Here is an 18,781-nt window from a genome sequence, read left to right on the forward strand (position 1 = left end):
ATATGGGCGACCCTCTATGGAACCTTAATGACTAAGAAAGTTCCCGAGCACCGTGGTCGGTCATAAGCCACCTATTGTGCCGATGCCCCTCTCTATATACTAGGGCTCGCTTTCACGCGGAACTCGGACATGAGCCTACACTTGCAGCACGATGTTCTGGTCATCGGCAGCGGCGCCGCTGGCCTGACACTCGCCCTCACCCTGCCTTCCCATCTGCGCATCGCAGTATTGAGCAAAGGCAAGCTGGCCAATGGCTCGACCTACTGGGCGCAAGGCGGCGTGGCAGCCGTTCTGGACGATACCGACACGGTCGAATCCCACGTCGCCGACACCCTCAATGCCGGTGCAGGCCTGTGCAGCGAAGACGCCGTGCGCTTCACCGTAGAACACAGCCGCGAGGCCATCCAGTGGCTGATCGACCAGGGCGTCCCCTTCACCCGGGACGATGAAACCGCGCGAGAGGATGGCGGCTTCGAGTTCCACCTGACCCGCGAGGGCGGCCACAGCCATCGACGCATCATCCACGCTGCCGACGCAACTGGCGCTGCAATTTTCAACACCCTGCTGGAACAGGCCCGGCAACGCCCGAACATCGAACTGCTGGAGCAGCGCGTCGCCGTCGACCTGATCACCGAACGCAAGCTCGGCCTGGTTGGCGAGCGCTGCCTGGGCGCTTACGTACTGGATCGTGATCGCGGTGAAGTGGATACCTTCAGCGCGCGCTTCGTGATTCTCGCCACCGGCGGCGCGGCCAAGGTCTACCTCTATACCAGCAACCCGGATGGTGCCTGTGGCGACGGCATCGCCATGGCCTGGCGTGCTGGCTGTCGCGTCGGCAATCTGGAGTTCAACCAGTTCCACCCTACCTGCCTGTATCACCCGCAGGCCAAGAGCTTCCTGATCACCGAAGCCGTTCGCGGCGAAGGCGGCCTGCTCAAGCTGCCCAATGGCGAACGCTTCATGCAGCGTTTCGATGAGCGCGCCGAGCTGGCGCCGCGCGATATCGTTGCCCGCGCCATCGACCATGAAATGAAGCGCCTGGGTGTCGACTGTGTATACCTGGACATCAGCCACAAGCCGGCCGAGTTCATCAAGAGTCACTTCCCCACCGTCTACGAACGCTGCCTGGGCTTTGGCATCGACATCACCAAGCAGGCCATTCCGGTCGTACCGGCGGCGCATTACACCTGCGGCGGCGTGGTGGTCGACCAGCATGGCCGCACCGATGTGCCCGGCCTTTACGCCATCGGCGAAACCAGCTTCACTGGCCTGCACGGCGCCAACCGCATGGCCAGCAATTCGCTGCTCGAATGCTTCGTTTATGCGCGTTCGGCCTGCGCCGATATCACCGGGCAGCTGGACGCCATCGACATGCCCGCCAACCTGCCGGGCTGGGACGCCAGCCAGGTGACCGACTCAGACGAGGACGTGATCATCGCCCACAACTGGGATGAACTGCGCCGCTTCATGTGGGACTACGTCGGCATCGTACGCACCAACAAACGCCTGCAGCGCGCGCAACACCGCGTGCGCCTGCTGCTGGACGAGATCGACGAGTTCTATTCGAACTACAAGGTCAGTCGCGACCTGATCGAGCTGCGCAACCTCGCACTGGTCGCCGAGCTGATGATCAGCTCGGCCATGCAGCGCCATGAAAGCCGCGGCCTGCATTACACCCTCGACTATCCCGAGCAGTTGGCCGAAGCCCGCGATACTATTCTGACGCCGACGCCCCAGGCTCAGCCCAGCGCCGCCGGCTGAACTTCAGACGCAAGCGCAGGCGCCGATGCTGCTCGGGCGCCAACATATCGCGGGCAATGCACAGCCCGCGACTGAAACGCTGGCCTGGCAGGCGATAGCGCAGCACTACCGCCAGGGGTAACGCCAGACTGTCACGGCGCAGCTGCACCGCCTGCCAGCCAGCTGCAGCACTGTATAGATGCCAGCCGAATCCATCACGGCGCAACCCGGTGATGGCTTGCGGTGCAGTCAACAGGACATGTCGCGGCAGCACCCAGGCCGCATGTGCCAGGCACACCGCGAGTGACAGCAGCTTTGACCAGATGGGAATGTCGGCCAGCCACGGCGCCAGCAAGGCCAGCGCCAGGACCGACAGATAGAGCCTCAGCAGCCAGCGCGATGGCCGCCAACGGCACTCGAAGACATCACTTGGGTTGGACACGGTCCAGGATCATTCGCACGATGTGGCGCAGGTCGGCATCATCGGGTTCGCCGCGCTGCATGAACCAGCCGAACATGTCCTGATCCTCGCACTCCAGCAGCTTGCGGTAGCGCGCCTGGTTCTCGGCATCCAGGCTCGGGTACACCTCCCTGACGAAAGGCACCAGCAGCACGTCCAGTTCCAACATGCCCCGGCGGCTATGCCAGAACAGGCGATTCAGTTCACTTTGCTCAACCATGCAACGGACTCCTCGAACGAGGGCGGCAGTATAACGATGAATTGCCTCGCTGTTCACCGAGACGCTGCGCAATTGCGCTGACAAGGCCCCTCCCCGCCCACTATGATGAGGGCCCTGACCTTTATTCAGTGATTCGATTTGCACCATGGCCGATAGAGCTTACTTCACACTCCTCGATCACGAAGGCCTGCTCGCAGTACGCGGCGCGGACGCAGCCAAGTTCCTGCAGGGCCAAGTGACCTGCAACCTCAATTACCTCAGTGCCAGCCAGTCCAGCCTTGGCGCCCGCTGCACGCCCAAGGGCCGCATGCTGTCGAGCTTTCGCATCGTCCCGGTGGAAGACGGCTACCTGCTGGCCATGGCGCGCGAGCTGATCGAGTCGCAGCAGGCCGATCTGCAGAAATATGCCGTGTTCTCCAAATCCAGGCTCAGCGACGAAAGCGCCGCCTGGGTCCGCTTTGGTCTGGCGGGCGCCGATGCCGTGCTGAGCGAGCTCGATCTGCAGTTGGGCACCGCCAGTGATTCCCTGGCCAGCGCCGGCCAACTGCTCGCCGTACGCCTGAGCGATGGCCGCGCCGAACTCTGGGCGCCAGCAGAGGACGCGCAAAAGCTGCAAGCCCGCCTGGCCGCCCAGCTGCCGCAGGCGCCACTGAACGACTGGTTACTGGCCCAGGTACGGGCGGGCGTGGGCCAGGTCTTCGGCGCCACACGTGAGCTGTTCATACCGCAGATGATCAACCTGCAAGCCCTGGGCGGTGTGAGCTTCAAGAAAGGCTGCTACACCGGCCAGGAAATCGTCGCGCGCATGCAGTACCTGGGCAAGCTCAAGCGCCGCCTGCAGCGCCTGCGTCTGGTCGCTGCAGAGCTACCGGCCGTCGGCGTTGAATTGTTCTCACCGGTGCATGGCTCCAGCGTTGGCGAAGTGGTGCTGGCGGCCCAAGCCGGCGACGCCATCGAGCTGCTCGCCGTGTTGCAGGAAGACGCCGTGAACGACGGCCGCATTCATCTCGGCAGCAGTGAAGGCCCGACACTGACCCTGCTCGATCTGCCTTATCAGCTGGACGCCAATCTGGAAATCCAGCGCTGACTAAACTTCCCCGGCACCGTATCGGATTGCCTAAGAGAGCCATTTCATGAGCAAGCTTGCCGAAAAAGTCCAACAGGAATTGATCCACGCCATCGAGAACGATGAGCTGGTGCTGCCCACCCTGCCCGAGGTGGCATTGCGTGTGCGTGAAGCAGCGGAAGACCCGGATATCGGCATCCCGCAGATCAGCAAGGTAATCGGTAACGACGCTGCCCTCACCGCGCGCATCATCAAGGTGGTCAACAGCCCGCTGCTGCGCAGCAACAAGGAAATCACCGACCTGCAGATGGCCGTCAGCCGCCTGGGCATCAACTACACCTGCAACCTGGCCACAGGCCTGGCCATGGAGCAGATGTTCCAGGCCACCAGCGACGTGGTCGATCGCAAGATGCGCGAGGTATGGAACAAAAGCACCGAGATCGCCGGTATCTGTCACGTGCTGTGCCGTCACTACACCCGCCTGATGCCGGACCAGGCCACGCTCGCTGGCCTGGTGCACCAGATCGGTGTGCTGCCGATCCTCACCTACGCCGAAGAGCACAACGAACTGCTGGCCGACTCCATCAGCCTCAACCACGTGATCGAGCAGATTCACCCGATCATCGGCGACAAGATCCTGCGCACCTGGGAGTTCCCCGAGCCTATCGCCATCGTGCCGAGCCAGTACCTGGACTTCACGCGCGACTCGGCCAAGGTCGATTACGTCGATATCGTCCAGGTCGCCACGCTGCAGAGCTACCTGGGCAGCGAGCACCCCTACACCCAACTGGACTGGAGCAAGGTGCCGGCGTTCGCCAAGCTCGGCCTTGACCCGCAGGTCGACATGCAGGCCGACGAAGACCTCTCCGCCGCCATGGAAGCGGCCATGAGCATGCTGCAATAAAAGCATCTCGCCACGGATGGCAAAAAATTGTCGGGAGCAATTTTTGACGTCGCTGCGTGGCGGCCCGAAGGGTGATCTACAGGGATGTAGATCACAAAATACCTCTACACTCGAACGACTCGCTCGAGGAAGTAGAGCCATGCGTTACACATTCGTCCTGCTCGTCCTGCTGCTCGGCAGCACCCAGGCTGCCGAACAGGTACGTCTGACCAACGGCGAATGGCCGCCCTATCTCGGTGAAACCCTGCCCCACCATGGTGTGGTCTCACGCATCGTCGCCGAAGCCTTCGCACTGCAGGGCGTCGAAGTGCAGTGGGAATTTCATCCCTGGGCACGCTCGCTGAAAATGGCCGAACAGGGCCGGCGCGACGGCAGCGCCGTCTGGCTTGCCAACCCCGAACGTGAACAGCGCTTTCACATCAGCGAGCCGGTGGTCGAAAGCGGCTACTACCTGTTTCATCGCAAGAACCATGCGTTTGACTGGAACGATGTCGAGGATCTGCGCGGCCTGCGCATTGCCGGCACTCGTGGCTATGACTACGGCGAAGCCTTTGAACGCGCCGAAGCCGCCGGTGAACTCGAGGTGGCGCGCCTGACCGGTGATGAACAGGGCTTGCGTCAGTTGCTGGCCGGAAGGGTCGATCTGTTTCCTGTGGACAAGGTGGTGGGCTTCGACCTGCTCTATCAGAAATTCAGCGCCGCCGAACGCCAGCGCCTGAGTTTTCATCGCAAGCCCCTGCGCAGCGACAGCCTGCACCTGCTGCTGTCGCGAGAGGTGCCGGGCAATGCCGAGCTGATGCAGCGTTTCAATCGTGGCCTGAATCAATTGCGCGACAGCGGCAAGATTTCCCAGTACCTGCTTGAGATTCAGCAGCCGCTAAGCCTCAGCCACTGACAGCGGAAATTCGACACGCACGCGCAGGCCATGCGGGTGCGCCTGATGCAGGCTGATTCGAGCCTGATGGGCGCGGCAGATTTCGCCAACGATGGCCAGTCCCAGGCCTGCACCATTACCCAGGCTGCTGCGCCGGTAGAAACGCTCGAAGACTTTCTCATGCTCGGCCTCGGGAATGCCCGGACCGTCATCCTCGACCTCCAGCACCACCGGCGCAAGTACGCGGATGATCAGGTTGCCACCGGCTGGCGTATGCGCCAACGCGTTATCCAGCAGGTTGTTCAGCAACTCGTTGAGCAACGTGGGCTCGCCATCGATCCACACCGGCTGATCGGCCTCCAGCGCCAGTGCGACACCACGGGCGTGAGCCAGTGGCGCCATAGCCAGACCCAGTTCACGCGCCAGTTGGCTGAGGTCGATACGTTGGGCGCCGCCTTCGGTAATGGCTCGCGCACCACTCTCGATACGCGCCAGGGACAGCAGTTGATTGGCCAGCGAAGTCAGGCGATCACCTTGCTGCGCTACCTGCTCAAGAGTGCTGCGCCATTCTTCGGGCTGTTCGGCACGCAAGCCCAGGGTGATTCGCGCTTTAAGCGCTGCCAGCGGCGTGCGCAACTCATGGGCGGCATCGGCTATGAACTGCGACTGCCGTTCGAACAGACCGCGCAACCGCTCGTTGAACTGGTTCAACGCCTCCACCAGCGGCAGTACCTCTCGCGGCAGACCGCTGCCCGGCAGCGGCTGCAGGTCGTCGCTGGCCCTTTCGGCCACCTCCCGGCGCAGCGCCTCCAGCGGCCTCAAGGCCAGGTTCACGGCCAACCAAACCAGCAGCAGCGCACAGACTGAGAGCAACCCCATGCGCCACAAGGTGCCTATCAGCAGCTCACGGGCCATGCGCTCGCGCGCGCCCTGGGTCTCTGCCACACGGATCTCAGCGATGCCATTGAGCTGCGGTTCGCTGACCGGTTGCAGCAGGCTGACCACCCGCACGCCCTGTCTGCGGTACTCGGCGTCGTAGAAGTGTGCCAGCGCCGGATAATCGTCAGTACGCGGCGTGCCCGGCGGCGCGGGTGGCAGGTCCTCATAACCCGAGACCTGATTACCCTGCAGGTCGAGCACCTGATAGTAGATGCGCCCGGCGCTGTCGTAGGCGAAGGTATCCAGTGCCACATAAGGAATATTGGCGCGCAGCCGACCGTCCTCCGCGTAAAGACCATCGGCCACCGCCCGCGCCGAAGCCAGCAACGTGCGGTCATAGGCGGTGTCGGCTGCACGGCGCGCACTCCAGTAGGCACTAAAACTGCTCAGCAGCAGGATCAGCGACAGCAGCAGCGCCAGGCGCCGCAGCAGACGCCCGCGCAGACTGACGCCACGACTCATGCCTCGACCGCTTCCAGCAAGTAGCCAAGGCCACGGAAGGTGACGATGCGTACGGCGCTGCCCTCGAGCTTCTTGCGCAGGCGGTGAATGTAGATTTCGATGGCATCCGGGCTGGCGTCTTCGTCCAGACCGAACACCTGCGCCGCCAGTTGCTCCTTGCTCATCACCCTGCCCGGCCTGGCGATCATCGCCTCCAGCACCGCCTGTTCCCGAGCTGTCAGGCTGAGCGCCTCGCCATTGAGGCTGAAACGACGCGCACCGAGGTCGTAGACCAGGTCGCCACAGCGCTGCAACTGCTCGCCGCCGAGCATGCTGCGCCGCAGCAGTGCCTTGACCCGGGCTTCGAGCTCGGTCAGTTCGAAGGGTTTGGCCAGGTAGTCATCGGCACCCAGATTGAGACCATGTACACGATCCTTGACCTCGCCACGTGCGGTCAGCATCAGCACCGGCAACGTCTGGCCGCGGTCACGCAGGCGCGCCAACACGGCAAAGCCGTCCAGACGAGGCAACCCGATGTCGAGAATCGCCAAGGCGTACTCTTCGCTGCACAGCGCAAGGTCAGCCGCGACGCCATCGTGCAGCACGTCCACAGTCCAGCCTGCACCGTTGAGCGCCTGGGCCACGCTTTCCGCCAATTGCGGATGGTCTTCGACCAGCAGAATCCGCACCGCCACCTCCGACTGCAGCATCGTTAAAGGCGCGCAGTTTAGCGCCGTCACGGCTGCTGTGAATTGCTCAAATGCCAAAGCAGCATCTGTTTGCTGCCTGGCGTGACCTGCCACAACGCAACAACAGAGCGCGACGAAAATCTTTCGTTCATGAAAGCCTAGTGAAAGCTTGCCCTCATAGCATCGCTTCAAGGTGGCTTGATCCACCTGCTCAAGTGACCTGGCAGTGGTGCCAGGTCGCGACAAGAACAAAAATGGAGACCACATGATGCTCGCAGCCTCACGCCAGGCCCTGCCGCCTGTCCGCCTGCTCTGCCTGGCCATCGCCGCCACCGGCGCTGCCCCCCTCGCCAACGCCGCCTTCATCGAAGACAGCAGCGCCAGCCTCACCGCTACCAACATCTACCTGAACCGCGACTTTCGCCAGTTCGAAGGCCAGAACAAGCGTGAAGAATGGGGCCAGGGCTTTCGCCTCGACCTGCAGTCCGGCTTCACCGAAGGCACCGTCGGTTTCGGTGTCGACGCCATGGGTCTGCTCGGGCTCAAGCTCGACTCCGGTCGCGGCCGCACCGGCACCGACCTGCTCCCCGTCCACGACGACGGCCGCTCTGCCGACGAGTTCAGCCGCCTGGGCCTGACGGGCAAGGTCAAGGTCTCTGCCACCGAACTGCGCTATGGCTCGCACGTGCCGGAACTGCCGGTGGTCAAGGCCAGCGATAGCCGCCTGCTGCCGCAGGTGTTCGAGGGCGGCCTGCTGACCTCCTCCGAGCTGGAAGGTCTGACCTTCACCGGCGGTCGTCTGGACAAGGTCATCGACCGCGCTTCGACCAACTCCGAAGAGATGGTGCTCAACGCCAAGAACCGCCGCTTCGCTTCCGGCGTCGAAGCCGACCACCTCGACCTGGCCGGCGTCGACTACAAGTTCGCTCCCGGTTTCACCGGCCGTTACTACTTTGCCGATCTGGATGACATCTATCGCCAGCATTTCTTCGGCCTGCTGAGCAGCCACAAGGTCGGTGCCGGCACCCTGAGCAGCGACGTGCGTTATATCGTCAGTCGTGACAGCGGCGCAGCCAACGCCGGCAAGGTCGACAATCAGGCCTTCAACGCCATGGTCAGCTACGGCCTGGGTAGCCACAAGTTCGGCCTGGGCTTCCAGGACATGAGCGGCGACACCGGCTTTGCCTACATCGATGGCAGCGATCCGTTTTTGGTCAACTTCGTGCAGATCAACGATTTCGCCAACGCCGACGAGCGCTCCTGGCAGGCCCGCTACGATTACAACTTCGCCAGCATCGGCGTGCCCGGCCTGACCTTCATGACCCGCTACATCCGTGGCGATGACGCCCGTGTGGCCGGCTCCGATGACCGTGGCGGCGAATGGGAGCGCGACATCGAGTTCAAGTACGTGGTGCAGACCGGCCCACTCAAGGACCTCTACGTACGTGTGCGCAACGCCAGTTTCCGCTCCGACTTCGCCCGCGACGCGGACGAGAACCGTGTCATCGTCGGCTACACCCTGCCGATCTGGTAAACAACAACAAGACTCGCGAGGAATCACTCATGAAATCTGTCCTGACCCGCGCCGCACTGGCGACTGCCTGCCTGGCCTTTGCCAGTCAGTTGCTGGCTGCCGAACCCAAGCGCCCCGAATGCATCGCCCCGGCCAAGCCCGGCGGTGGTTTCGACCTGACCTGCAAACTGGCCCAGAGCGGCCTCAAGGATGAAGGTCTGCTCAAGGCGCCGATGCGCGTCACCTACATGCCCGGCGGCGTCGGTGCCGTAGCCTATAACGCCGTGGTCGCCCAGCGCGCCAAGGACCCAGGCACCATCACTGCCTTCTCCTCGGGCTCGCTGCTGAACCTGGCCCAGGGCAAGTTCGGTCGTTATGACGAAACCGCCGTACGCTGGCTGGCCGCCGTCGGTACCGACTACGGCGCGATTACCGTGCGTGCCGACTCCCCGTACAAGAACCTCGATGATCTGGTTCAGGCTTTGAAGAAAGACCCGTCCAGCATCGTCTTCGGCGCGGGTGCCACCATCGGTGGACAGGACTGGATGCAGACCGCGCTGATCGCCCGCCTGGCCGGGATCGACCCGAAAAACCTGCGTTATGTCGCCTTCGAAGGCGGCGGCGAGACCCTCACCGCGATGCTTGGCGGCCACGTGCAGGTCACCAGTAGCGGCCTCGGTGAAGTCACCCCGCAGCTGGAAGCGAAAAAAGTGCGCATTCTCGCGGTGCTCTCCGATGAACGCCTGCCGGGCAAGCTGGCCGAAATCCCGACTGCCAAGGAGCAGGGCTACGACATCACCTGGCCGGTGATCCGTGGCTTCTACATGGGCCCGGAAGTCAGCGACGAGCAGTTCGACTGGTGGAAACAGCAATTCGACACCCTGCTGGCCAGCGAAGACTTCGCCAAGCTGCGTGAACAACGTGACCTGCTGCCGCTGGCAGTCACCGGTGATGAACTCAAGGCCCTGGTGTTCAAGCAGGTCGCTGAGTACAAGACCCTGGCCGGTGAATTCGGCCTGATGCAGGAATAAGTGCATCAGCGGGTTCGGCGTCGCCCGATGCCGAGCCCGCAATTGAACTGCACTGCAGTTCGATCCTGTCCCTACGCAAGAGACCATTGCTATGTACGTTCGCCTGTTCGCTGCGATCTGGCTGCTGTTGTGCGCCGGCCTCGCCGTCATCGCCTGGGGCTTCCAGGCTCCCTTTGCCTATGACCCGGTTGGTCCTCGTGCCTATCCGTTGTTACTGCTGGCTCTGATGGGCGCTGGTGCTGCCTGGTTGGTGTTCAAGCCAGGCGCGGACACCGAGAAACTCACCCGCCAGGCACTGCTGCGCAGCGGCCTGTGCATCCTCACGCTGCTGGCCTACGCCCTGCTCTTCGAGCCCCTGGGCTTCGTCCTCAGCACTGCACTGGCCACCTTCGTCCTGGGCTTGCTGTTCACGGGTCGTGCGCTGCCGTGCCTGATTAGCGGCGTCCTGATGGGCGTGCTGCTGTATGCCTTGTTCGATTACGCGCTAGACGTTCCGCTGCCACTGGGCGTGTTCGAAGCGTTGGTGGAGAGCTGAGATGGAAACTTTACATTTTCTGATGCAGGGCTTTGACGTCGCCACCCGGCCGACCAACCTGCTGGTTGCACTGTTCGGTGCCTTCGTTGGCACCATCGTTGGCCTGTTACCAGGCCTGGGCCCGATCAACGGCGTCGCCCTGCTGCTGCCGCTGGCCTTCGCCCTTGGCCTGCCGCCGGAAACCGCACTGATTCTGCTCGCCGCCGTGTACCTGGGCTGCGAATACGGCGGCCGTATTTCCGCCATCCTGCTCAACGTTCCCGGCGACGCAGCCGCCGTGATGACCACCCTCGACGGCTACCCGCTGGCACGTCAGGGCAAGGCGGGTATCGCATTGTCGCTGTCTGCAGTCAGCTCCTTCACCGGCAGCATGATCGCCACCTGCGGCGTGGTGCTGTTCGCGCCTATTCTGGCGAAATGGGCGGTGGCATTCGGTCCGGCCGAGTACTTCGTGCTGATGATCTTCGCGATTGCCTGCCTCGGCGGCATGGTCGGCGACAAGCCGGTCAAGACCCTGCTCTCGGCGCTGATCGGCCTCGCCCTGGCCACGGTCGGGGTGGACTCCACCACAGGGGTCTACCGCTTCACCTTCGACAGCGTCAGTCTGTCCGACGGCATCCAGTTCGTCATCGTGGTGATCGGCTTCTTCAGTGTCAGCGAGATTCTGCTGATGCTGGAAAACACCCACAACGGCCAGAAGGCGGTGAAGGCCAGCGGTCGTGTGCTGTTCAACTTCAAGGAATACTGCTTCACCTTCTGGACCATGATTCGCAGCTCGGTCGCCGGTTTCGTCATTGGCGTACTGCCTGGTGCCGGCGCGACCATCGCCAGCGCCATGACCTACATGACCGAAAAGCGCCTGGCCGGTGACAAAGGCAAGTTCGGCGAGGGCGACTTGCGCGGCCTGGCCGCTCCCGAGTCGGCCAACAACGCCTCGGCCTGCGGCTCGCTGATCCCGATGCTGACCCTCGGCGTACCCGGTTCGGGCACTACCGCGGTGATGATCGGCGCACTGACGCTGTACAACATCACCCCTGGCCCGTTGCTGTTCGAGCAGCAGCCAGACGTGGTCTGGGGCCTGATCGCCTCGCTGTTCATCGGTAACGTCATCCTGCTGGTGATGAACATCCCGCTGGTCGGCCTGTTCTCGCGCATGCTCAGCGTGCCGAACTGGGTGCTGGTACCCGCCATCACCGTGATCAGCATGGTCGGTGTCTATGCGGTGCACAGCACCACCTTCGACCTGGTGCTGATGATCGGTCTGGGTGTGTTCGGCTACATCCTGCGCAAGTTGGACTTCCCGCTCTCGGCGGTGATCCTCGGCTTCGTGCTGGGCGAAATGATGGAGGACAACCTGCGTCGCGCCCTGTCGATCTCCGCTGGCGACCTGGGCATCCTCTGGGGCAGCCCGATCACCCTGGTGCTGTGGGCACTTGTCGTACTGATGCTGGCCCTGCCGGGCATCCGCTGGATGCGTCGACGCAAGCAGATCAAGGCGCAGGCTGATGCCTCTGCCGCGTGACCTCTGGGTAACACCGCTGGCCGGAGTGGTCGGCGGATACCTGGCCAGCCTCGCCGGCTGGCCTTTGCCGTGGATGGTCGGCTCCTTGCTGGCGGTAATCGTCGTGCGCTGCCTGACCAATCGCGCCTTCAGTGAACTGCCGGGCGGGCGCAAGGCCGGCCAATGGCTGGTGGCCAGCGGCATCGGCCTGCACTTCACCAGCGACGTGCTGGAACAGGTGCTCAGCCACTTGCCCGTGATCGTGATGGGCGCCTTCGGCACGCTGCTTCTGAGCCTGATCGGCATCGCTATCCTGCGCCGTGCCGGCGTCGACCGCGCTACCGCTTTCTTCGCCAGCATGCCTGGCGGCGCCAGCGAGATGGTCAACCTGGCCCTGCGTCACGATGCCCAACCCGCGCGCGTGGCGGCGGCGCACAGCCTGCGTCTGCTACTGGTGGTACTGCTGATTCCGGCGCTGTTCACCTGGGGCCTGCCCGCCGTCAGCGCCCCGACTCGCGCGCCGGTGGACTGGACCTGGCTGATCGGCCTGCTGGCCGCTGGCGCGGTGTTGGCGATGCTCTGGGGCCGCCTGAAACAACCCAACCCCTGGATGCTCGGCCCACTGACCGCCTGCGCCGTTGCCAGCGCCAGTTTCGATCTGCATCTGGGCCTGCCGCAAGGCCTCGGCCAGCTCGGCCAGTGGCTGATTGGTTGCGCCCTGGGCTGTCACTTCGACCGTGCCTTCTTCCGCAGCGCGCCGGGTTTTCTCGCCCGTGTGCTGGCCTTCACCCTGCTGGCGATGCTCGCCGCTGCCGTGCTCGGCGAAGCCCTTGGCTGGCTGGCCGGCGAAGACCACCTGTCGCTGATGCTGGGCATGATGCCAGGCGGCATTACCGAGCTGTGCCTGACCGCCGAAGCCTTGCAGCTATCGGTTGCGCTGGTCACTGCATTGCAGGTGCTACGGCTGTTTCTGGTGATGTTCCTGGCAGAGCCCTTATTCAAGCTCTGGTGCAAGCGCCACGCCTAGCCCGCCTTGTGCGGGCTTTTTTATGACACCTCTGGTGCGCACGGCGCACCCTACGGTGCACTGGCAATGCACTGAGGGAGGCGCTTTCGGCTCTGGCATCCTGCATCCATGCAGTCGTAGCGGCGAAAAGCTCGCGGCTGAAGCCCCTCCCACGACCTGAAGCTACCACTGCAACTGCAATCCGCTCTCGAACTCGCGCAGCTGGCCGCTGAGCGGATCGACGAAACGCAGGCCGCGCGCCAGCAGCTTGAGTGGCTTAGCGTAATCGTCCGGCTGGTTGCGACTCTCGTGCAGCTCGGGATAGAAATCGTCACCGACGATAGGCGCGCCAAGCCCGGCCAGATGCACGCGCAACTGATGCTTCCTGCCCGTCACCGGCGAAAGCCCATAGCGCCACAACTCACCACGACGCTCCAGCACCTCGATGCGCGTCTCGCTGTTGGCCTCGCCCGCCACTTCCTGCATGCGAAAGAACGGCTCGCCCTCCACCATGCGCGAGCGATGCACATGGGGAAACTGCAGCTGCGCCAGCGCGGGAGCAATGGCCTCGTAGCGTTTCTCCACCGCACGCTGGCGAAACAGCGCCTGGTACAGACCGCGACTATTTGGGGCGACCGAGAACAGCACCAGGCCGGCGGTCAATCGGTCAATGCGGTGGATCGGCACCAGTTCGGGATTGCCGGTGCGCTCGATCAGGCGCGCCAGCAGCGTCTGCTCGACGTACTCACCGGCCGGCATCACCGGCAGAAAGTGAGGTTTGTCGGCGACCAGCAGGTGCTCGTCCTGCCACAACACCTGTTCGACGACTGGAATTGGCGTCTCGTTCGGCACTTCACGGAAGTAACGCACCTTGAGCCCGGCCCGATAGGGATGCGTGGCGTCGATGGGCGTGCCAGCCGCATCCAGCACCCGACCGCGCGCCATGCGCTGCAACCAGACGGAGCGGTCGATAGCGGGAAAGTGATCGCACAGGCAATCGAGCACTGTCGCCCAGTCGCCCTGGGGCAAATGAAGCGTGCTGGGGCGCATGACGGGGCTGGGCATTGCAGAAGGTGCTCGGTCAGTTCTGGACCGGCGCATTAGGCCGCACTCGCAGTACCCAGTCAAAGCCAGGGCATACCGCGACGGCAGCCGAACGATGAAAGCCTGCGTGGTATGCCCCCTCATCCGGCGCTTCGCGCCACCTTCTCCCAGAGGGAGAAGGACTGCAGGGAGGAAGTCGCTGCGCGACTTTCATGCTCACGGCTTGAGCCAAGGTCGCGCTGTAGCTATGGTGGCCGCTCGTATCTGGAGAGACTCATGTCCATCACCCGCTCCCTGCTTACCAGCGCCGCCCTCCTCCCGCTTCTGGCCGCCTGCCAGGTCTACACCGGCAAACCGGAAGGCCCACCCCCGGCTACCCGCCTACAGGGTCAAGTCCAGGTTGAAAATGGTCAGCTGGTCTTCAGCCCCTGCCAGGAGCAGCGCCGCTTCGTGCTGATCGATGGCGACGGTACAGGCATCGAGCGCGAAGCCATGCAGCTCGGTAGCGATGGCCAGGCCAGCCTGTTCGCCGATCTGGCCGGTCGTCTGGGCGGCAGCCAGGGCAAAGGCAACGATGGTCGCTTCGAGGTCAGCCAGATCTATCGCCTGCAGGGCGAAGGGCATGGCTGCGACGACCTCAACTTCAAACGCCTGACCCTGCGCGCCAGCGGCAACGAACCGTTCTGGCAACTGGAAGTCGGCAGCAAGGGCCTGGTGCTCAACCGCCCCGGGCAGGAGCCGCTGGCCCTGCCTTACCTGGAAGAACAGTTGCCGGATGGCCGCCTGAACTTCAGCAGTGAAGCCAACGGCCAGCGTCTGGATCTGTGGGTGGCACCGCAGCGCTGCGTCGACGGCATGAGCGGCGCGGTCAACCACCTCAGCGCCGAACTGCGCCTCGATGGCCAGGTGCTGCGTGGCTGCGCGCACTATGGCGCCATGCGCAACTGAGCCGCGCCAATGCCGGTGGCCCCGCCAGGTGTCACCGGCATGGATCGCTCAACGGGGCGCTAGCCCAAACTCCCGGCAAAACGCCGTGCATAGTCTTCACGCTGGAAGGCCTCGACCACGAAGTCGATGAAGCTGCGCGTCTTGCCGGGCATCAACTGACGACTGGGGTAATACAGCGACAACGCGCCGGCATCCGCCCACCAGCGCGGCAGCACCCGTACCAGCTCACCCGACTCCAGCCCGGACAGTACATCGGGTACGGCAAGCATCGCCACCCCCAGGCCCAACCGCGCAGCCTCTCGCACAGCAGTTGGATCGTTGACCACTACGGTCTCGCGCATCGTCGCGATCACTTCATCGCCCTGCGCATTGCGCATGTTCCAGGTACGGATACGACCCGACGACAGCGAACGCATGACAATGCAGTCCAACTCGATCAGACCTGATGGGTCGGCTGGCAAAGTGTGCCGAGCCAAGTAAGCGGGAGAGGCAAAGGCAACAACGTGCAGCGGCGCCAATGTGCGGGCGACCACACCGCTTGCCAGCTCAAAACCGCCACCGATGGCGGCATCGTAGCCTTCGGCGATCAGGTCGACCGTACGGTTCTCGAAATGCCATTCAGGGCGAACGCGGGGATAGCGCTGCAGGAACTCGGGCAACAAAGGCAGCAGGTAACCGATCCCGAAGGATGGCGCCACGCTGATCTTGAGCACACCAGCCGGCTGGCCATCATCGGCTGATACCGCTGCAATGGCGTTCTGCAAGGACTCCAGATTGCCGCCAACCGCAGCCAAGAAAGCCTCGCCCGCCTCGGTCAGCGTCAACTTGCGTGTCGAACGCTGGAACAGCCGTACACCCAGGTTGCGCTCCAGCATGGCGACGTTGCGGCTCACCGCTGCCGGCGTGAGCGAAAGCCGGCGCGCTGCCGCCGAGAAACTGCCACTCTCGGCACTGCGCACGAATGATTCCAGGTTGGCCAATGTTTCCATAGGCCGATCTTAAACAGATACTTGAAGATAATCCAAGTGATTAGCTACTAATCAAAGAGGAATGAAAACGCGATAGTCACTCCACCGAATGTTTCGGCAATCAAACGGAGTGAATCATGAGCAACGTAACCTCTTCCCAAACCCTTCCCCTGGCCGGCAAGACGGCCCTCGTAACAGGCGGCTCTCGCTCCATCGGCGCAGCTATCGCCAAACGCCTGGCCGCCGACGGCGCCCAGGTTGCCTTCACCTACAACAGCTCGCCTCAACAGGCAGAAGAAACCGCAGCTGCCATCGAGTCGGCAGGCGGTCGCGTACTGGCAATCCAGGCCAACGCAGCTGATCCCGAGGCCGTGCGTGCCGCCGTCGCGAAGACGGTGGAAGCGTTCGGGGCCCTCGACATTCTGGTGAATAACGCCGGTATCGGCGTATTCAGCCAGTTCGAAGAAACCAGCTTCGAGGATTACCAGAAGCTGCTCGCGGTCAACGTGACCGGTGTATTCGTCGCCACCCAGGAAGCGGTAAAGCACATGCAGGCAGGCGGTCGCGTCATCCACATAGCCAGCTCGGTCACCAAGTACGCAGGTGTGCCCGGACTTGCCGCATACAGCCTGACCAAAGGCGCCGTCGCCGGTTTCAACCGCAGCCTGGCACATGATCTGGGGCCACGCGGAATCACGGTCAACAGCATCCACCCAGGCCCTGTGAACACCGACATGAACCCGGCCGATAGCGAGGTTGCCCAGCTCCTGACCCCCCGTATGGCAGTGGGTCGCTATGGAGAGCCACACGAAATTGCCAGCCTCGTGGCATTCATCGCCAGCCCGCAAGCCTCGTTCATCACAGGTGCGGACATCCTCGCTGACGGCGGATTGACCTCTTGAGTCTGCCGGGGCAGGCCAGTCAGCCTGCCCCACAGTTTTCCGACACTTCTGGCCTCAAGGAGTCACAGCATGAGCAAATTGCCCTCCATCGGCATCATCGGTGCCGGCCATATCGGCGCGACCTTCGCACGCGCCCTGGCGCGTCGGAACATTCCGGCAATTCTCTCCAACGGCCGAGGGCCAGAGAGCCTGCAAGCCCTTGTACAATCCATCGGCCCGAGCATCCGTGCCGGCACCCGTGAACAGGCGGCAGCGCAGCCCATCGTGTTGGTCGCGGTGAACTGGTCGAAGCTGCCAGCCGCGCTGTCCGGGCTTGCGGACTTCGCCGGGCGAGTCGTCATCGACAGCAATAACCCGATCGAAGCGCCGCTGTTCAACCCTATCGATCTGCATGGCCGCACCTCAAGCGAAGTGTTTGCCGACCTGGTGCCGGGCGCCCATGTAGTGAAGGCGTTCAATCACCTGAACCCCAGACTGCTCATCGCCGATCCCGCCGAGCGCGGCGGCCGGCGTGTGCTGTTCCTGGCGGGTGACGACAATCGCGCGAAAAACCAGGTCAGCGCACTGATCGATGAGCTGGGCTTCGCCGCTATCGACCTTGGCGAGCTGGCCGAGGGTGGGCGCCTGACGCAATTCCCCGGTGGGCCGTTGCCCTCGCTCGAACTGGTGCAGTTCGGCTGAGCTACCGGAAGACAAAAATGAAGGATTCCATCATGCCCCATACCGATTCATCTGCTGCTGACACCAGATCCATATCTGCTGCGTGGTGGGCCGTCATCTCTCTTGCCCTGGGCGCCTTCGGCCTGGTCACGGCGGAATTCCTACCGATCAGCCTGCTGACGCCGATGGCCGCCGACTTGGGCGTATCCAACGGCGCGGTGGGCCAGGCCATCACCGCCACCGCCGTGGTCGCCGCATTCGCCGGACCGCTGGTGGTGCTGTTCTCGGGCCGTCTGGATCGACAAAAGATCGTCTGGGGGTTGATGGGCATGCTGGTGTTCTCCTGCATCCTTTCGGCCTATGCCTCAAACATCACGGTGCTGCTGATCGCGCGTGGACTGCTGGGCTTCGCCCTCGGCAGCTTCTGGGCCATGATGGCAGCGCTCGCCCTGCGCCTGGTGCCCCCGGACAAGGTGCCGCGTGCCATTTCGATAATCATGATGGGCATTTCGCTCGCCACCATCTTCGCTGCCCCGCTGGGTGCCTACCTGGGAGAACTGTGGGGCTGGCAGGCAACCTTCCTGGCCGCGTCCGGTATTGGCGTGGTGGCGCTGGTGATTCAGATGCTGACCCTGCCCAAACTGCCGGCCACAGCAGCGCCAGGCCTGGCCTCCTTCAAGGCAGCGCTAACGCGGCGTGCGGTCGTCGTCGGCATCTGCACTGGGCTTCTGGTCATTTCCGGGCACTTCGCCGCTCTGACCTTCATTCGTCCCTTCCTCGAGGAGGTTCCCCGCCTGGATGTCGCGACCGTCTCGCTTGCCTTGCTGGCCTTCGGTGTCAGCGGCTTTTTCGGCAACCTTGCCGGCGGCGCAGTCGCCGCGCGCAGTCCGGCCTGGGCAGTCAGCAGTTGCTCGTTCCTGATCGCTGCCGTTGCACTCACGCTGGTCCTGTTCGGCACACAGGCTGACGTTGCCTTCGTCGCGATTGCGCTGTGGGGCTTCGCGTTCGGCGCCTTCCCGGTATCGATCTCGATCTGGAACGCGCGCGCCGCCGCCGATCACGCGGAAAGCGCTGGCGCCCTGCTGTCATCGACCTTCCAGGTCGCCATTGCCGCAGGTGCGGTTCTAGGAGGGCTGATCATCGACAGCCTCGACTCGCAAGCCGTGATCGTCTATGCCGCGACAGCAGCCTTCGCGGGCGCTGCCCTGATGTTCATTCGGGGTCGCGCAATCGAACGTCAGCACGGCTGAGCACGTACTCGCGCAGCGTTCGAGACATCGTTCACCTACGCTCAACGGAGCAAAGCCGTCAGTAGTTCGAGAATGCCGTCCTCTCCACCC

Annotated in this window: 19 protein-coding genes; 13 read left to right on the forward strand and 6 right to left on the reverse strand. The window is 63.4% G+C overall.

The window, feature by feature from the left end; translation table 11 throughout:
• The first annotated feature begins 129 nt into the window (after positions 1-129).
• The gene (nadB, locus tag GV002_RS22500) at positions 130-1,761 is read left to right on the forward strand and encodes an L-aspartate oxidase (RefSeq protein WP_160020494.1); all 1,632 of its coding nucleotides are present in this window, start codon (positions 130-132) and stop codon (positions 1,759-1,761) included.
• On the opposite strand, the gene GV002_RS22505 is transcribed toward nadB, so the two are convergent.
• Together GV002_RS22505 and GV002_RS22510 are read right to left on the reverse strand one after the other, a co-directional pair.
• Positions 1,715-2,182 carry a protein YgfX gene (locus GV002_RS22505; RefSeq protein WP_160020495.1) on the reverse strand — a complete coding sequence of 156 codons (468 nt, stop codon included), beginning with the start codon at positions 2,180-2,182 and terminating at the stop codon, positions 1,715-1,717. The genes nadB and GV002_RS22505 overlap by 47 nt on opposite strands.
• Complete coding sequence (locus GV002_RS22510) at positions 2,166-2,420, reverse strand: succinate dehydrogenase assembly factor 2 (protein ID WP_160020496.1); 255 nt, start codon at positions 2,418-2,420, stop codon at positions 2,166-2,168. Before GV002_RS22510 ends, GV002_RS22505 begins: the two co-directional genes overlap by 17 nt.
• A 145-nt stretch (positions 2,421-2,565) precedes the next feature.
• Here GV002_RS22510 and GV002_RS22515 point away from each other — a divergent pair, with 145 nt between their 5' ends.
• The 3 genes from GV002_RS22515 to GV002_RS22525 all read left to right on the forward strand — a co-directional run bounded on the left by GV002_RS22515 (position 2,566) and on the right by GV002_RS22525 (position 5,285).
• Positions 2,566-3,507 (forward strand): YgfZ/GcvT domain-containing protein, encoded by a 942-nt coding sequence (locus tag GV002_RS22515; protein ID WP_160020497.1) that lies wholly within the window; start codon positions 2,566-2,568, stop codon positions 3,505-3,507.
• A 46-nt stretch (positions 3,508-3,553) separates the two neighbouring features.
• Positions 3,554-4,390 (forward strand): HDOD domain-containing protein, encoded by an 837-nt coding sequence (locus GV002_RS22520; protein ID WP_074675378.1) that lies wholly within the window; start codon positions 3,554-3,556, stop codon positions 4,388-4,390.
• Positions 4,391-4,529: 139 nt separating this feature from the next.
• Complete coding sequence (locus GV002_RS22525) at positions 4,530-5,285, forward strand: substrate-binding periplasmic protein (protein ID WP_160020498.1); 756 nt, start codon at positions 4,530-4,532, stop codon at positions 5,283-5,285.
• Here GV002_RS22525 and GV002_RS22530 read toward each other — a convergent pair.
• Together GV002_RS22530 and GV002_RS22535 are read right to left on the reverse strand one after the other, a co-directional pair.
• Positions 5,268-6,665, reverse strand: coding sequence for a sensor histidine kinase (locus GV002_RS22530; protein ID WP_160020499.1), 1,398 nt, complete (start codon positions 6,663-6,665; stop codon positions 5,268-5,270). The two genes, GV002_RS22525 and GV002_RS22530, sit on opposite strands and share 18 nt — an antisense overlap.
• The gene (locus GV002_RS22535) at positions 6,662-7,333 is read right to left on the reverse strand and encodes a response regulator (RefSeq protein WP_160020500.1); all 672 of its coding nucleotides are present in this window, start codon (positions 7,331-7,333) and stop codon (positions 6,662-6,664) included. Before GV002_RS22535 ends, GV002_RS22530 begins: the two co-directional genes overlap by 4 nt.
• A 268-nt stretch (positions 7,334-7,601) precedes the next feature.
• Between GV002_RS22535 and GV002_RS22540 the strand changes: the two genes are divergently transcribed.
• From GV002_RS22540 to GV002_RS22560, 5 genes are all read left to right on the forward strand, one after another.
• Positions 7,602-8,867: an OprD family porin gene (locus GV002_RS22540; protein WP_256667189.1), complete on the forward strand. Its 1,266-nt coding sequence runs from the start codon at positions 7,602-7,604 to the stop codon at positions 8,865-8,867.
• Positions 8,868-8,896: 29 nt separating this feature from the next.
• Entirely contained in the window at positions 8,897-9,877 is a 981-nt protein-coding gene (locus tag GV002_RS22545) for a Bug family tripartite tricarboxylate transporter substrate binding protein (RefSeq protein ID WP_160020502.1), read from the forward strand.
• 91 nt (positions 9,878-9,968) lie between these two features.
• Complete coding sequence (locus tag GV002_RS22550) at positions 9,969-10,412, forward strand: tripartite tricarboxylate transporter TctB family protein (protein ID WP_160020503.1); 444 nt, start codon at positions 9,969-9,971, stop codon at positions 10,410-10,412.
• A 1-nt stretch (position 10,413) separates the two neighbouring features.
• Positions 10,414-11,934, forward strand: coding sequence for a tripartite tricarboxylate transporter permease (locus GV002_RS22555; RefSeq protein WP_160020504.1), 1,521 nt, complete (start codon positions 10,414-10,416; stop codon positions 11,932-11,934).
• The gene (locus tag GV002_RS22560; protein WP_160020505.1) at positions 11,918-12,940 is read left to right on the forward strand and encodes an AbrB family transcriptional regulator; all 1,023 of its coding nucleotides are present in this window, start codon (positions 11,918-11,920) and stop codon (positions 12,938-12,940) included. Before GV002_RS22555 ends, GV002_RS22560 begins: the two co-directional genes overlap by 17 nt.
• Positions 12,941-13,102: 162 nt before the next feature.
• Here GV002_RS22560 and GV002_RS22565 read toward each other — a convergent pair whose 3' ends face one another.
• Positions 13,103-13,984, reverse strand: coding sequence for a pseudouridine synthase (locus GV002_RS22565; RefSeq protein ID WP_160020506.1), 882 nt, complete (start codon positions 13,982-13,984; stop codon positions 13,103-13,105).
• 255 nt (positions 13,985-14,239) lie between these two features.
• Between GV002_RS22565 and GV002_RS22570 the strand changes: the two genes are divergently transcribed.
• Positions 14,240-14,911 carry a COG3650 family protein gene (locus tag GV002_RS22570; protein ID WP_160020507.1) on the forward strand — a complete coding sequence of 224 codons (672 nt, stop codon included), beginning with the start codon at positions 14,240-14,242 and terminating at the stop codon, positions 14,909-14,911.
• Positions 14,912-14,970: 59 nt separating this feature from the next.
• Here the strand turns inward: GV002_RS22570 and GV002_RS22575 are convergent, their stop codons facing one another.
• Complete coding sequence (locus GV002_RS22575; protein ID WP_160020508.1) at positions 14,971-15,900, reverse strand: LysR family transcriptional regulator; 930 nt, start codon at positions 15,898-15,900, stop codon at positions 14,971-14,973.
• Between the two features lie 116 nt (positions 15,901-16,016).
• Here GV002_RS22575 and GV002_RS22580 point away from each other — a divergent pair, with 116 nt between their 5' ends.
• The 3 genes from GV002_RS22580 to GV002_RS22590 all read left to right on the forward strand — a co-directional run bounded on the left by GV002_RS22580 (position 16,017) and on the right by GV002_RS22590 (position 18,691).
• Complete coding sequence (locus GV002_RS22580) at positions 16,017-16,781, forward strand: 3-oxoacyl-ACP reductase family protein (protein ID WP_160020509.1); 765 nt, start codon at positions 16,017-16,019, stop codon at positions 16,779-16,781.
• A 78-nt stretch (positions 16,782-16,859) separates the two neighbouring features.
• Positions 16,860-17,462 (forward strand): NADPH-dependent F420 reductase, encoded by a 603-nt coding sequence (locus tag GV002_RS22585; protein WP_160020776.1) that lies wholly within the window; start codon positions 16,860-16,862, stop codon positions 17,460-17,462.
• 17 nt (positions 17,463-17,479) lie between these two features.
• On the forward strand, positions 17,480-18,691 hold the full coding sequence (locus tag GV002_RS22590) for an MFS transporter (protein ID WP_256667171.1): 1,212 nt from the start codon (positions 17,480-17,482) through the stop codon (positions 18,689-18,691).
• Positions 18,692-18,781 lie beyond the last annotated feature (90 nt).

Source organism: Pseudomonas sp. 8O (genome assembly GCF_902506495.1).
Classification (GTDB): domain Bacteria; phylum Pseudomonadota; class Gammaproteobacteria; order Pseudomonadales; family Pseudomonadaceae; genus Aquipseudomonas; species Aquipseudomonas chaetocerotis.

Excerpts from the sequence above, each read along its gene's own strand:
- nadB (WP_160020494.1), top strand. The coding sequence starts at position 130 with ATGAGCCTACACTTGCAGCACGATGTTCTGGTCATCGGCAGCGGCGCC.
- GV002_RS22510 (WP_160020496.1), bottom strand. The coding sequence starts at position 2,420 with ATGGTTGAGCAAAGTGAACTGAATCGCCTGTTCTGGCATAGCCGCCGG.
- GV002_RS22515 (WP_160020497.1), top strand. The coding sequence starts at position 2,566 with ATGGCCGATAGAGCTTACTTCACACTCCTCGATCACGAAGGCCTGCTC.
- GV002_RS22520 (WP_074675378.1), top strand. The coding sequence starts at position 3,554 with ATGAGCAAGCTTGCCGAAAAAGTCCAACAGGAATTGATCCACGCCATC.
- GV002_RS22525 (WP_160020498.1), top strand. The coding sequence starts at position 4,530 with ATGCGTTACACATTCGTCCTGCTCGTCCTGCTGCTCGGCAGCACCCAG.
- GV002_RS22530 (WP_160020499.1), bottom strand. The coding sequence starts at position 6,665 with ATGAGTCGTGGCGTCAGTCTGCGCGGGCGTCTGCTGCGGCGCCTGGCG.
- GV002_RS22540 (WP_256667189.1), top strand. The coding sequence starts at position 7,602 with ATGCTCGCAGCCTCACGCCAGGCCCTGCCGCCTGTCCGCCTGCTCTGC.
- GV002_RS22545 (WP_160020502.1), top strand. The coding sequence starts at position 8,897 with ATGAAATCTGTCCTGACCCGCGCCGCACTGGCGACTGCCTGCCTGGCC.
- GV002_RS22550 (WP_160020503.1), top strand. The coding sequence starts at position 9,969 with ATGTACGTTCGCCTGTTCGCTGCGATCTGGCTGCTGTTGTGCGCCGGC.
- GV002_RS22555 (WP_160020504.1), top strand. The coding sequence starts at position 10,414 with ATGGAAACTTTACATTTTCTGATGCAGGGCTTTGACGTCGCCACCCGG.
- GV002_RS22560 (WP_160020505.1), top strand. The coding sequence starts at position 11,918 with ATGCCTCTGCCGCGTGACCTCTGGGTAACACCGCTGGCCGGAGTGGTC.
- GV002_RS22565 (WP_160020506.1), bottom strand. The coding sequence starts at position 13,984 with ATGCCCAGCCCCGTCATGCGCCCCAGCACGCTTCATTTGCCCCAGGGC.
- GV002_RS22570 (WP_160020507.1), top strand. The coding sequence starts at position 14,240 with ATGTCCATCACCCGCTCCCTGCTTACCAGCGCCGCCCTCCTCCCGCTT.
- GV002_RS22575 (WP_160020508.1), bottom strand. The coding sequence starts at position 15,900 with ATGGAAACATTGGCCAACCTGGAATCATTCGTGCGCAGTGCCGAGAGT.
- GV002_RS22580 (WP_160020509.1), top strand. The coding sequence starts at position 16,017 with ATGAGCAACGTAACCTCTTCCCAAACCCTTCCCCTGGCCGGCAAGACG.
- GV002_RS22590 (WP_256667171.1), top strand. The coding sequence starts at position 17,480 with ATGAAGGATTCCATCATGCCCCATACCGATTCATCTGCTGCTGACACC.